The sequence below is a fragment of the Streptomyces sp. SP18BB07 genome (assembly GCF_036322545.1).
In the GTDB taxonomy this organism is placed as follows: Bacteria; Actinomycetota; Actinomycetes; order Streptomycetales; family Streptomycetaceae; genus Streptomyces; species Streptomyces deccanensis.
In genome coordinates, this window is sequence record NZ_JAQYWT010000122.1 from 1 (window position 1) to 12,859 (window position 12,859).

The following is a 12,859-nucleotide window of genomic DNA, read 5'->3' on the forward strand; positions in this document are numbered from 1 at the left end:
GTCGATCGGTCCTTGCAGCCACCCGAAGAGCTTCACACCGTCGGGGTGATCACTGACCAGGGTGTGCGACAGCCCGGGTGTCTCGAAGATGAAGCTGCCCGGCCCGGCCACCCAGTCGTACTCGAGGTAGCGGCAGCTGCCCTCCAGGCACACCATCACCACCGTTCCGCGGTGGTTGTGGGTGCCGATCACGCCCGGGCCCTTGATCCACAGGATGTTGCTGAAGGTGTTGCTCCGTACGTCGAACGCCAGGTGACGGATCGCTGCGTTCTCCCCGAAGGGGACCCACGGGCTTTCCTCCTCCGACATCCCCACATGGGTGCCGTCCACCCCGTACCGTTCGATCAAGTCCCGGTACAACTGCGGCGTGTCCACGATCTTGTACGCCGTCGACGGCGGCGCCGTCATTCCCGACTTATCCGCCTTCTCCACCTCAGACATACGATGCCTCCTTGCATCTGATATCGGGTATTGGTGTCCCAGGTATCGGCCTCAGTTCGGGGGCGGCACCAGTCCCTGATGTACCGCGAACAGTGCGGCCTGCGTCCGGGACGCCAGCCGCAGTTTGCGGAGCACGTTGCTCACATGTGTGCGGGCCGTACGTTCGCTGATCACCAACTCGTCGGCGATCTGCTGGTTCGAGCACCCTTCCGCCACGAGCACCAGGACGTCCCTTTCACGGCTGGTGAGGGCACCGAGCCCGGTCGGAGGTGAGACGATCTGCTGAGTGAGGCCCCGGGCCACGGCCGGGTCCAGAAACACCTCGCCTTGTGCGGCGGCCCGGATGGCCGAGACAACTTCACCCGGTTCTGCGTCCTTGAGCAGGTAGCCGGCCGCTCCCTGCGCAAGCGCCGCATGCACGCGCTCCATCTCGCCGAAACTGGTCAGCACCACGATCCTGACGTCGGGATACCGCTGTTTGATCGCTCCGATCGCGGTGGGCCCGTCCATCCTCGGCATCAGGAGGTCGATCAGCACGACGTCCGGAAGTCGCTGGTTCATCGACATCCGCTCGAGACGGGCGAGAGCTTCCTGACCGTTGGCGGCCTCCTCGGCCACCTCCATGTCGTCCAGCACCTCCAGATAGGCGCGGATGCCCCGGCGGACGACAGCGTGGTCGTCCACGATCAGTACCCGGATCGGGGCCGACGGCGCGTCGGTCACAGCGGCACCGCATGCGGAGCTGTCGTCTCGGTGCTCGGCTCCGTCTCGACCGGCTCCGGCAGCTGAACCGGCAGCGGTATCACCGCGCGAACCATCGTCCCTCGCCGTGAGCGTGACCTGATGCTCAGCGTGCCACCCCATCGTTCCGCCCTTTCCCGCATGGTGATGAGTCCGTAGCCGTGGCCGCCGCTTTCGGAAGAGCCTGGGGGTTCCTCCGGCCCGCTCTCGGGAGCAGCCGTGACCAGCCCGATGCCGTCGTCGGAGACGGTCGCGGCGAGAGTGTGGTCCCGCAGGACCAGCCGTACGGCAACGGTCGACGCCTCGGCGTGCTTCACGACGTTGTGTATGGCCTCGGCAGTGATCCGGTAGACGTCCTCGGCGAGTTCCGGGCCCAGTGCGTCGAGGTTCTTCGCGAACGACATCTTGCAGGCGAGGCCCGTTCGGTTCTCCGTGCTCCGCAGCAGGGCCCTGACCGCTTCCTCCAGCCCGAGCCGGGAGAAGGAGGACGGACGAAGCTCGTGCACCATAGCGCGCAGATCCGCCAGCACTGTCTGCGACAGGGCACCGACCTCGTGCGCGAACCGCTGGACGGCATGCGCGGGGACCTGCCCGCCGCGGGCCCCGAGGACCCCGGCCGCGTTGGCCTGCATGCCGATCGAGAACACCTGCTGGACGATCGAATCGTGCAGGTCACGGGCGAGGCGTTGCCGTTCGTCCCGGCGGGCTCCCTCTCGCTCCCGCTGCAGCAGCGTTGCGTAGTCGACGGCCAGAGCCGCCTGTTCCGCCATGGCCGCCAGGAACTCGAGGGTCCGGCCGTTGATCTCCTGGTCAGGCGCGAAGTACGCGTTCAGAACACCTTCGGCACGGCCCCGGACCAGCAGGGGGACGCTGACGAAATGGTCCCAGCTCAGTTCCCCGAGGTAATCGTGCAAGGGTTCCCAGGCCGGGTCCGCGCTGATCTCGGTCCAGCGGTGGGGGACGACGACGGACCTCGCCTCCCGAATGGCGTCGAGCATGCACAGGCGCGCGCCGCGATCGCGGCACTCCAGGAGACGGTCGAGGAACACGTTCCAGTGGCGCAGTCCAGCGGATCCCAGCAGACGCAGCTCGTGCCCCGTGCTGTCGAGAATCAGGATCTGCACGCCGGCCAAGCCGTCCGTCCGGACGATCTGCTGGGCCACCGCGTCCAGGGTCGCGCCCAGCGATCCTTCGGACGCCAGCCCGATCGAGGTCCGGGCGATCGCGGCGATCCGGCGATGCCGGTGCCACTCGTCGGTCACGTCACGGAACGACACCACGATCAGCGACGAATCCGCCGACAGCCTGCGGGCGCGGTAGGCGAACTCGCGCTGCGCTCCGCCCACGGGAGTCCAATGTGCCACCTGTTCGTCCGACCTGTCCTCAAGGAGCCCCACCTGTGACGCCGTGGACGCCTCAGCGAGTTCGAACGGGGACTGCGTCCCGATCAGGGCCGACTCCGCGTTCCCGCCGCAGAGCGCCACGGCCGCGGTGTTCAGCTGCACGAACCGCCCCGAACCGTCCACCAGAGCCAGGCCGTCCGGGGCCACCGCGGCGACGTCGTCCCACCCGACGACCGGGGCAGTGGACATGGGTGAACCTCCTTAGCGGCGCCGCCATGGACGAGCGATGCTCGTCGGAGGGGTATCAGGCCACGCACGGGCGCGTTACCCGGGGTGGATCCTGGTGGATGCCGGCAGTGAGCTGGGGCCGATGACAGCATCGTAGACCGCCGGCCCCGGCCACCAGCTACGTCATTTGACCTGTTCACCCGCTGGTCGAAGCGCCACGTCGGATCAGTCATTGTTCGCGTTCCCGCGGAATGCGCGCCCGCCTAGCGTGGGGAGCGCCCCGCGGGCCTGGCCGCTTTTCCCCTATGAGCTCCGGGTCCGTGGGGTGCAGCAGGGGGCGAGCGACCACGTCATCGCCCTCGTCGGCGTCGCCGCACCTTGACCGCCCCCCTCACCTCCCGAGCCACAGGAGCCCCTGATGAGCGCCACCGCCCTTCCATCGACCGACGACCCGCTGCTTGTGATCAGCGCTCACGCCGGCGATTTCGTATGGAGGGCCGGCGGCGCCCTGGCCCTGGCGGCCGAGCGGGGGCAGCGCGCCAAGGTGCTGTGCCTGAGCTTCGGAGAGCGTGGCGAGTCCGCGAAGGCCTGGCGGGACGGTCTCGACCTCCATGAGATCAAGGCCCTGCGCCGGGCCGAGGCCACGAGTGCCGCGGCCGTGCTGGGCGCGGAGATCGAGTTCCTCGACGCAGGGGATTATCCGCTGCTCGAATCGCCGGAGCTCGTCGACCGTATCGTTCGCGTGTTCCGGGAAGTCAGCCCGGCGGTGGTACTCACCCACACCCTCGTCGACCCGTACAACGGTGACCATCCGGCCGCAGCCCGCATGGCGCTGCAGGCTCGTGTGCTGGCACAGGCGGTCGGCTACGACGCGCCCGGGGAACCGCTGGGCGCGCCTCCCGTGTTCTTCTTCGAGCCGCACCAGCCGGAACAGTGCGACTTCAAGCCTGACGTCCTCCTCGACATCACGTCGGTCTTCGACCGGAAGCGCAAGGCAATGGAGTGCCTGGCCGCGCAGCAGCACATGTGGGACTACTACACCGACCTGGCGAAGCGCCGTGGTGTCCAGCTCAAGCGGAACGCGGGCCCCAATCTCGGCCTTCCGCACACGACCATGGGCGAAGCGTACGTCCGGTTGTACCCGCAGACGACCAGCGTCCTGGCATAGCGATGCCTTCAGTAACGGGTCGGCTGCCCAGCGCACCGGCCATGCCTGCGGTCCTCGCGGGTCGCCTTCGGCGGCGGCTCGGCAGTGCTCCGCTCCTTCCCGTGCCGGCCGACGCCGATGCCGGTGCCGAAGGGGCGGACCGGGCCCTGTTCAGAGATCCAACCCGTCCCGTGGAGGAAACATGCCCGGCCGTCACGTCGTGGTGAGGAACATCGCGAGACCCGAACAGGGCGTCGTCGCCCGCCTTGCCGAAGCCGGCGTGTCGACGGTCCATGAAGCCATGGGCCGCCGTGGCTTCGCAGGGACGGAACTGCGGCCGAACCAACAGAACATCCGCATCGCGGGGCCTGCGGTGACGGTCAGCTCACACCCCGGGGACAACCTCATGATCCACGCGGCTGTGGAGACGTGCCGCCCTGGAGACATCCTCGTGGTGACCACCACGTCCCCGTCCACGGACGGAATGTTCGGTGAGCTGCTCGCCACGTCCCTCGCCGCGCGCGGCGTGATCGGACTCGTCACGGCCGCCGGGGTGCGGGACGCGGCCGAACTGCGGGAGATGAAGTTCCATGTCTGGTCCCGTGCCGTCTCCGCCCAGGGCACGGTGAAGGCGTCACCGGGCTCGGTGAACGTACCGGTGACGCTCGGCGGGGTGCGGGTCTGCCCGGGCGACGTCATCGTCGCCGACGACGACGGTGTCGTGGTGGTGCCCCGGCAGGAGGCGGTGCAGACCGCCGCCCAGGCCGAGAAGCGGACCGCGAAGGAAGCCGTCACCCGGGACGTCCTGCGGTCCGGTGAACTGGGAGTCGACTATTACGGGCTGCGGGCTCGGCTCGCCCAGTTGGGCGTCAGTTACGTGGATGGGGCCCCGTCCGCCCCGGAGGCCTGAGCAGACGCGTTGGGTTCTGTTTCCGAGCAGGAGGTCGCGACCGCGATCCGGGCTGGGACTCCGAGTGGAGCCCTCGTGCCCCGACCGAGGCTGCCATGCGCCGACACCTGGCCAGCGTGGTGGAGGAGTTGAGATCCGCTGCGGATCAGACCATCCGGCATACGCGATCGTCCGCCAGGCCCGCACCTCCCCGGACGACGCATCCGTGAACCTGACCGCACCAGCGCGACGCCCTGGACGAGCACCACGTCGAGGAGTCTGTCAGTGTTGGCGCCGTCTTCCGTCGCGCCCGCGCAGGACACGGCGTCGCGCGGTTGTCCGGCCCGCGGGTCCGTCTCGTCCCGCACCCGCTCCAGACCCACGACGGCGCTCTTGGAAGTGGGTGTGCTGCTGGTGTCGGCCACGCTGTCCAGCGGGACCAGGACGTTGGTCTCAGGGTCGTACGCCGCCGCTGAGCCGCGCGGCGTGGGGTACGCAACCACCCGGAACCCCGGCGCACGGAGCTCCGCACCGTCCAGCCAGACGCCGACGAGGTCGACCTCGCTCCGGTCGGCGGTTCCGAGCGCATCCAGGTCGGCCTGGTTGCCGAGGACGACACGGCGGCCGTTGTGGATGCCGCGGTAACAGTCGTTCATGGCGTACGGGATGGTGTTCCACTGGTCGTGCGAGGGCAGCGTCTGCAGGATCAGGTGCCCCGGCGGGGCCTGGAGCATCTCGAACGTGTTGCGGGTGAAGCCCGCCTTGCCGCTCGACGTGGGGAAGCGCCCCTCGTTCACCGGGTTCGGCAAGCGGAATCCTCCGGGGCGTGCGACGCGGGCGTTGAAATCCTCGAAGCCCGGTACGACGCGCGCTCTCCGGTCCCGGACCGTGCCGTAGTCGGCCTCGAACTCCTCCCAGGGAATGGAAGAGCCGGCCCCGAGGGTACGGCGGGCCAGGCGGCTGATGATGGCGACCTCGCTGAGCAGGTGCGGTGAGGCCGGGTCGAGACGGCCGCGGGAGGCATGCACCTCGCTCATGGAGTCCTCCACCGTGACGAACTGCTCGCCACCCGCCTGTACGTCCCTGTCACTGCGGCCCGGTGTCGGCAGGATCAGCGCCGTGTCGCCACACACGGTGTGGGAGCGGTTGAGCTTGGTCGAGATGTGCGCGGTGAGGCGGCAGCGCCGCAGTGCCGCTTCCGTGGCCTGGCTGTCAGGGGCGGCCCGCACGAAGTTGCCGGCGACGCCGAGGAAGAGGCTCGCCCGCCCGTCGCGCATGGCCCGGATGGCGGCCACGGAGTCCAGACCGTGCCGGGCGGGCGGAGTGAAGGCGAACTCCGCCTCCAGTGCGTCCAGGAAGGACTGCGGCATCCGCTCCCCAGATGCCCATCGTGCGATTGCCCTGCACGTTGCCGTGGCCCCGCACCGGGCACACTCCGGCGCCGTGCCTGCCGATGTTGCCGCGCAGCAAGAGGAAGTTGACGATCTCCCGGATGGTGGGTACACCGTGTTTGAGCTGGGTCAGCCCCATCGCCCAGCAGCGGTGTGCTCGCTGAATGAAAGCGTGGTCGAGGACGGTGCCGGGTTGTGCGTCCTCCGCCTGGAGCAGTAGCAGATTGAGGGCCTGGAACAGCTCGAGGTCGCCACCAGGACGGATCTGCAGGAACTGGTCGGCGGTCGCCGTGCCCCGGCCCATCACGCCGCGCGCCTGCTGGGGATGCTTGAACCTCAGCAGTCCCGCCTCGGGCAGCGGCTTGACGGCCACGATCCGCCCACCGCGCCGCTTGGTCTCCTCGAGCGCCGAGAGCATGCGAGGGTGATTGGTCCCTGGGTGCTGCCCCACGACGAAGACGAGATCGGCGTCGTAGAGGTCCTGAAGGCCGATGCTGCCCTTGCCGATGCCCAGCGTCTCGTTGAGTGCCGCGCCGCTGGACTCGTGACACATGTTGGAGCAGTCGGGCAGATTGTTCGTGCCGAAGGCCCGCGCGAAGAGCTGGAGGAGGAAGGCCGCTTCGTTCCCGACCCGGCCAGAGGTGTAGAAGAGGGCTTCGTCCGGAGAGTCCAGAGCCTGTAGCTCGCAGGCGAGCAGCGACAGTGCCTCGTCCCAGCCGATGGGTTCGTAGTGGTTCGCGCCGGGGCGCTTGACCATCGGTTCGGTGAGGCGGCCCTGTTGGTTGAGCCAGTAGTCGGACTTGCCGTCCAGCTCGGCGATGGGGGGTTGCGGAAGAACTCCGTGGTGACGCGGCGTGAGGTCGCCTCGTCGTTGAGGTGCTTGGCCCCGTTCTCGCAGTACTCGTTGCGGTGCCGATGTCCGGGAGCGGGCTCGGGCCAGGCGCAGCCCGGGCAGTCGAAGCCCATGGCCTGGTTGATGCCGAGCAGGGTCAGGGCGGTGCGCCGGACCGAGGTCTGCCCGAGGGAGTACTGGATCGCGTGCGTCACGGCCAGCAGCCGGCCGCCCACGTCTTGGGCGGTGAGACGGACAACTGCTCGTCACCGGGGTCTTCGATCGCGCTCATCGTACGGACCGCTCCTCTGCGCGGCTCGGGTCCGCTGGGGACGCCGGACGGGACCAGGTCGGGGCACTTCGAGCCCGTACGCTTCGACAGCCGACCACTCTCGAAGCTATGGGGTGGTGCGCTCCCGCCGCCATCGGCCGCGTGCCTCGATCTCACCGGGACGAAAGTCGTGACCGCTCTTGCAGAGGGCATGACTGTCGCCGCCGTCGGCGGGGTGACGGCGGCGACAACGAGTCCAGCGCTCAGACCCCGCCCAGATAACTCGCCACGATCAGGCCGCGATCCTCCGCGAGCTCCCGGGCGGGCCGTTCGACGGTGATCTTGCCGTGCGACAGCACATACCCCCGGTCGGCGATCTCCAGGGCCAGTTGGACGTGCTGCTCGACCATGAGGACACCGCACCCGGTGTCATGGGCGAATTCCCTGATGACGGGAAGCAACTGCTCGACGATCACCGGCGCCAGACCGAGGCTCAACTCGTCCAGCAGGAGTAGTCGGGGGCGTCGGGCGAGCGCCCGGCCCACGGCCAGCATCTGCTGTTCACCGCCCGACAGCAGTCCCGCACGGCGGTGCTTCAACCGGGACAGGGCCGGGAACCTCTCGTAGACCTCGTCCGCGTCGAGGTGTTCGCCTCGATGACCGAGCCTCAGATGCTCCGCGACAGTGAGCCCGGCGAACACACCCCGCCCTTCGGGGACATGAGCGATGCCGTGCTTGGCGCGCGTACTCGGTGACGCCTTCCCCAGGGGTTCGTCGCCGACTGCGATGCTTCCGGCAAGCGGGCGAACCAGACCGGAGACGGCCCTGAGCGTCGTGGTCTTCCCGGCGCCGTTGGCCCCGAGCAGGGCCACGACCTCGCCGCGTCCGACGGTGATGTGCACGTTTCTGACAGCCGGCACACCGTCGTAGCCGGCGGTGAGACCGTCGATGTGCAGGATGTGGTCGCTCACGATGCCTCCGGTTGTGCCGTGGTGGCCGCACCGCCGAGATAAGCGGCGACGACCTGGGGGTCTTCCCGCACCCGGTCCGGGGGGCCGCTGGCGATGACCTTGCCGAAGTCCAGCACCACGACGGTGTCGCAGACATCGAGGATGAGGGCCATGTCGTGGTCGACCAGGAGCATCCCGGTGCCGGCGTCGACGACGGTGCGCAGCCGCCGGCCGAGTCGGAGGCTCTCCTCGCTGTCCAGCCCGGCCGCGGGTTCGTCCAGGCACAGGACGCGGGGTCCACCGGCCAGGGCGCGGGCGACTCCGACGAGCTTGCGTTCGCCCTGGGACAGGTCGACGGCCTGGGTGTCGGCGTGCCGGTCGAGCCCGACGACGGACAGGGCCTCCTGGACAGCCTTGTCGAGGCCGCCGGGTCTGCGAAAGGTCTCCCGCCAGGTCGCCGCCCACCCCGCTCGCCGGGCGGTGGCCACCGCCACGTTCTCCGCCACGGTGAGGCCGTCGAACAGCTCGATGCTCTGCCAGGTCCGGGCGAGTCCGTGCCGGACCCGGTCATGCGGCCGTAGCCGACTGAGGTCCGTTCCCGCCAGGTCCACCCGGCCGCTGTGGCGTACGAAGCCGGTCAGGGCGTCGATGCAGGTGGTCTTGCCCGCGCCGTTGGGGCCGATCAGACCGACGAGCTGACCCTCGCCCACCTCCAGGTCCACGCCCGACAGCGCGTGGACGCCTCCGTAGCTGACGCTGAGGCCGCGTACCGTCAGCCCGCTCATCCGGTCACCTCCACGGCGTGCTGCACTTGTCCGTTGGCTTGGTCCGGAGGCCCGCTCTTGGGTGCAGCACGGCGCAGCTGTTTCTCCCGCTTACTGCGGTAGCGGGCTCCGGCCACTCCGTCCGGGTTCATCACCAAGGTGAGGATCAGGGAGACCCCGGCGAAGAGCACAGCCCAGGTGCCGCTGATTCCGAACCACTCCTGCAGAGCGTGCGGAACGAGTGCCTCGGTGGACAGGAGCCCCGCGAACACCGCGCCCGAGACCATGGTGATCCCGCCGACGTAGGCGAAGGCCAGCAGTCCGAGTGATGCGAGCGCGGTGAAGCGGCCGGCGCTCACCGACGAGAAGTTGTAGGCGTAGAGGGTGCCCGCGGTGGCGGCGGTGAAGGAGCTGATGCCGAACGCCGCGACCTTCACATTGCGGACGTTGATCCCGGCCGCGGCCGCCGCGCGTTCGTTGGAGCGCACGGCGAGCATCTGCCGTCCGAGGGAGGTGCGGCGCAGATTGGCGATGTACAGGCCGATCGCGACGGTGACGGCGAGTACCAGGAAACCGAACAGCGGGCTCGGCTCGGCGCCGTCGAGCCCGCGGAAGGCCGCGTCCGTGCCGAGTGACATGCCGAAGATCTCCGGTGACGGCACTTGAACTCCGCCCACGCCACCGAAGGAGGAGTTGGCGAACAGCGCCTGCTCCATGGCCAGGGCCGCGGCCAAGGTGACGACGGCGAGACTCACGCCCCGTACCCTGAGAGCCGACACCCCGATGGTCACGCCCAGCGCGGTCGCTGCGACCACCGCGATCAGCGGGCCGAACGGGAAGGGGATGTGCGCACCGGCCGTCAGATGGGACAGCAGAAACCCCGCCGTCCCGGAAAGCGCCAGCTGTACGACGGAGATCTGTCCGACAAAGCCGGTGATGACGACCAGCGACATCACGATCACGGCGCCGATCAGGGAGTTGGTCAGGGCCTGCCGGAAGCCGAACGGGAAGACGATCAGTGCTACGACGCACACGCCCGCCGACAACAGCGCCGTACGCCGCAGCCGTTCGGGAACCGGCACCGACGGCAGCCGCTGCTGCGTCTCGTCACCGCGGCCAGGCAGTTCCGCCCCGCGCAGGAACAACGCCACGGTCATGAAGGCGAAGACCAGCAGCTGCTGGACGCCGGGCAGGGCGTTGCCGTCGTCGGTGGGGAACCAGGTCTGGGTCGACAGATAGGAGAGCACCGACTGGAGCACACCGATCAGCAGACCCGCCGTGCACGCGATGCCCAGCGACGTGAACCGCGCGAACAGTGCCGCCGCGAGGGCCGGTACGACCTGCAACGGCAGCGTCGTCGAGTCGAGTTGCACGATGGGAGCCGCAAGGACACCGATGCCGCCCGCGACGACACTGGCTGTCAGCGTTCCCGCCAGGGAGAGTCCCTTCGTGGACAGGCCGGCCAGCAGGGCCGTTTGCTCGTTCTCCGCCGCGGCCCTGGTGGCCAGGCCGAACCGGGTCCATCGGTAGAGCGCGATCAGGACGACCGTCAGTACGACGACGGTACCGGCCAGGATGAATCGGTCGACGGGAATGATTGCTCCGAGGACGCTCACGGCCGTGTCGGGCAGCAGGCTCGGCATCTGCCGGGGCTCGGTACCGAACCCGAGCAGTACGGCGGCCTGTGCCGTCAGCAGCAGCCCCAGCGAGGCCGCGAGCTTGGCCAGGGGCGGTGCGTTCCGCAGCGGCCGGAACGCCAGGTATTCACTGAGCAGACCGACGACCGCGGCGGCCACCAAGGCCCCCGCGACCGACAGGGCCGGCCCCAGTGAGGCACCGAAGTGGTCCGACCGCAGGGCCCAGAAGGCGTATCCCGCGAGCATCGCGACCGCGCCGGTGGCCAAGTTGATGATGCCGGACCCCCGGAAAGTGACGACGACACCGAGGGCCATACCGGCGATCAGGGCGCCCGGCCCGAGACCGAGCAGGGCGAAGAGCAGCAACTGTTCCATGGACTGTGTCCGTTCGCTCGTCAGTCCAGGTCAGGCAGTCGGCGGACGGAGCCAGCCGGTGACTGCGGTGAACGCGCCCTTGCCCTTGTACGCGTAGAAGCGGTCCTGGTCGTTGCAGACGGCGGGCGAGTCGGCGTACTTGCCGCAGTCCACCTTGGGCGCGCCCATCACCACGGGACCGGTGAACTCGGCGAGCCGGGCCGCGACGGCATCCGGCGTGATCCTGTCCCCGCCCACCTCGTTCATGACCTTCGCGTAGGCGAGGACCGAACTCCAAGACACGGCGGCCCACACCTTGGCCTGGTCCTCCTTGCCCAGCCCGGCACGCGCCGAGGCCTTCCGGTACGCCTCGGCGTCGGGGGCCGAGCTGTCGGTCGGCAGAGTCTGGGCGATGCCGTACGTCCACTGGGGGAAGTCGCCGCCGAGGCCCTGCATCACGTCGGGTGACAGACAGACCGGGGTGGAGACCACCGGCTTGGTGCTGCCCAGTTGCTTGAGGGCCTTGGCGATGCCCACACAGCCCTGTCCGACGGCGATCGGCACGATCACGTCGGCGGTCTGACCGCCGGCGGCCGTCACCGGGCCGAGCAGGTCGGTGGCCTGCGCGTCGAAGCCGACGGACTTCACCTTGATCCCGGCCTTCTCCATCGCCTCACGAGCCGCCTGCGCGGCGACCTTGTCCGGCGGCGTGTTGGTGTGGACGATCGCGGCCGTCTTCGCGTGCAGCACGTCACGGCTGTACGACCCCCACGGTCCCCATACGTGCGACAGATCGCCGAAGATGATGGCGGTGTTCTTCGCCGTGGGAACGGACGGGCCGGTGGCCACGCTCACCAGGACGGGCTTCTTGCCCTTCAGTACGGAGTTGAAGGACTGGTCACCGACGAAGACATTGCCGAAGGCGACGGCGGACACGTCGGAGTCGTTCACCATCTCCTGTCCGCAGCGCTGGCCCTCCTCCTCTGCCGACGCGATCTTGCAGACCCGGAGGGCCAGCGGGTGACCGCCGATCCCGCCGAGTTCCTTGTTGACGTAATCCACGGCGGCCCGGGCGCCCTTGGTGGCCTCGGGTGCGCCGTTGGCCGTGCCCTCGACGTTCACCCAGCCGATGGTGATGGGCGCCAGGTCCTTCTTCGCGGGTCCGGCCTTCCCACCCGTGTAGGCGAGGTAGTCGGTGACACCCTCCTCCACGGAGTCGCCCTTTGCTGGACCCGTCGCGGACGCCCCGGATCCGGGAGACGAGGCGGAGTTCGTGCCGTCGGCCGCGCCGGCACACGCGGAAGTGAACAGAACCGCCCCCACAACCGGCGCGAGCCAGCGCCTGTCGATTCTCGGCGCTCTGCTGATCTGACGTACCTTCGGACTCATGGCGGTCCTCTCTGGACAGCGCGAGGGACCTTTGCACGGCCCCTTCACCGGATATGCGGCGGAGTCTAAGCACTTCCTTAATTCAGCAGGAATGCGACGGGGAGCTCGGGTTTCAGGGAGAAATGGCGCGGCACTCCTAAGTCATATGTCTCAAGAGTGCGCCCGGCGCATGCAAAAGATCGGCACCGTAACCGTCGGCACCGATCTTCGCGGACAAGGAAATGCAATTTTCAGAGGTAGAGCTTTTTGTTGATGGGGATGCCGTTCTCCCGGCAGTAGGTCTCGTAGTGGTTGATGTACCACCACACGTCCAGTGTCTCGATGAAGCCGCCCTGGTCGTCGAAGAAGTCGATCGGTCCTTGCAGCCACCCGAAGAGCTTCACACCGTCGGGGTGATCACTGACCAGGGTGTGCGACAGCCCGGGTGTCTCGAAGATGAAGCTGCCCGGCCCGGCCACCCAGTCGTACTCGAGGTAGCGGCA

At 68.7% G+C, this 12,859-nt stretch carries 9 protein-coding genes and 2 pseudogenes; 2 read left to right on the forward strand and 9 right to left on the reverse strand.

All coding sequences use genetic code 11. From position 1 onward, the window contains the following. The 3 genes from PUR53_RS00340 to PUR53_RS00350 form a co-directional block, all read right to left on the reverse strand. Positions 1–441: 2,4'-dihydroxyacetophenone dioxygenase family protein (locus PUR53_RS00340; protein WP_329906970.1), on the reverse strand; the 441-nt coding region annotated here is incomplete at its 3' end. A 51-nt stretch (positions 442–492) separates the two neighbouring features. Then, positions 493–1,164 (reverse strand): response regulator transcription factor, encoded by a 672-nt coding sequence (locus tag PUR53_RS00345; protein ID WP_329906972.1) that lies wholly within the window; start codon positions 1,162–1,164, stop codon positions 493–495. Beyond that, positions 1,161–2,774 (reverse strand): sensor histidine kinase, encoded by a 1,614-nt coding sequence (locus PUR53_RS00350; protein WP_329906973.1) that lies wholly within the window; start codon positions 2,772–2,774, stop codon positions 1,161–1,163. Before PUR53_RS00350 ends, PUR53_RS00345 begins: the two co-directional genes overlap by 4 nt. Before the next feature lie 397 nt (positions 2,775–3,171). Between PUR53_RS00350 and PUR53_RS00355 the strand changes: the two genes are divergently transcribed. Together PUR53_RS00355 and PUR53_RS00360 are read left to right on the forward strand one after the other, a co-directional pair. Further along, a complete protein-coding gene (locus tag PUR53_RS00355) occupies positions 3,172–3,921 on the forward strand; it encodes a PIG-L deacetylase family protein (protein WP_329906974.1) in 750 nt (249 codons plus the stop codon). Positions 3,922–4,102: 181 nt separating this feature from the next. Next, positions 4,103–4,810 (forward strand): 4-carboxy-4-hydroxy-2-oxoadipate aldolase/oxaloacetate decarboxylase, encoded by a 708-nt coding sequence (locus tag PUR53_RS00360; protein ID WP_329906975.1) that lies wholly within the window; start codon positions 4,103–4,105, stop codon positions 4,808–4,810. A gap of 344 nt (positions 4,811–5,154) precedes the next feature. Here the strand turns inward: PUR53_RS00360 and PUR53_RS00365 are convergent. The 6 genes and pseudogenes from PUR53_RS00365 to PUR53_RS00390 form a co-directional block, all read right to left on the reverse strand. Next, a pseudogene (locus PUR53_RS00365) lies at positions 5,155–7,304 on the reverse strand (molybdopterin-dependent oxidoreductase); the annotation flags it as partial. A 242-nt stretch (positions 7,305–7,546) separates the two neighbouring features. Continuing rightward, a complete protein-coding gene (locus PUR53_RS00370) occupies positions 7,547–8,254 on the reverse strand; it encodes an ABC transporter ATP-binding protein (RefSeq protein ID WP_329906976.1) in 708 nt (235 codons plus the stop codon). Next, positions 8,251–9,018: an ABC transporter ATP-binding protein gene (locus PUR53_RS00375; protein ID WP_329906977.1), complete on the reverse strand. Its 768-nt coding sequence runs from the start codon at positions 9,016–9,018 to the stop codon at positions 8,251–8,253. The genes PUR53_RS00370 and PUR53_RS00375 overlap by 4 nt, the downstream gene beginning before the upstream one ends. Next, the gene (locus PUR53_RS00380) at positions 9,015–11,009 is read right to left on the reverse strand and encodes an ABC transporter permease (RefSeq protein ID WP_329906979.1); all 1,995 of its coding nucleotides are present in this window, start codon (positions 11,007–11,009) and stop codon (positions 9,015–9,017) included. The genes PUR53_RS00375 and PUR53_RS00380 overlap by 4 nt, the downstream gene beginning before the upstream one ends. A gap of 30 nt (positions 11,010–11,039) precedes the next feature. Continuing rightward, on the reverse strand, positions 11,040–12,200 hold the full coding sequence (locus PUR53_RS00385; protein ID WP_329906980.1) for an ABC transporter substrate-binding protein: 1,161 nt from the start codon (positions 12,198–12,200) through the stop codon (positions 11,040–11,042). Positions 12,201–12,607: 407 nt separating this feature from the next. Then, positions 12,608–12,859: pseudogene (locus PUR53_RS00390) on the reverse strand (2,4'-dihydroxyacetophenone dioxygenase family protein); the annotation flags it as partial.

Excerpts from the sequence above, each read along its gene's own strand:
- PUR53_RS00350 (WP_329906973.1), bottom strand. The coding sequence starts at position 2,774 with ATGTCCACTGCCCCGGTCGTCGGGTGGGACGACGTCGCCGCGGTGGCC.
- PUR53_RS00355 (WP_329906974.1), top strand. The coding sequence starts at position 3,172 with ATGAGCGCCACCGCCCTTCCATCGACCGACGACCCGCTGCTTGTGATC.
- PUR53_RS00360 (WP_329906975.1), top strand. The coding sequence starts at position 4,103 with ATGCCCGGCCGTCACGTCGTGGTGAGGAACATCGCGAGACCCGAACAG.
- PUR53_RS00375 (WP_329906977.1), bottom strand. The coding sequence starts at position 9,018 with ATGAGCGGGCTGACGGTACGCGGCCTCAGCGTCAGCTACGGAGGCGTC.
- PUR53_RS00380 (WP_329906979.1), bottom strand. The coding sequence starts at position 11,009 with ATGGAACAGTTGCTGCTCTTCGCCCTGCTCGGTCTCGGGCCGGGCGCC.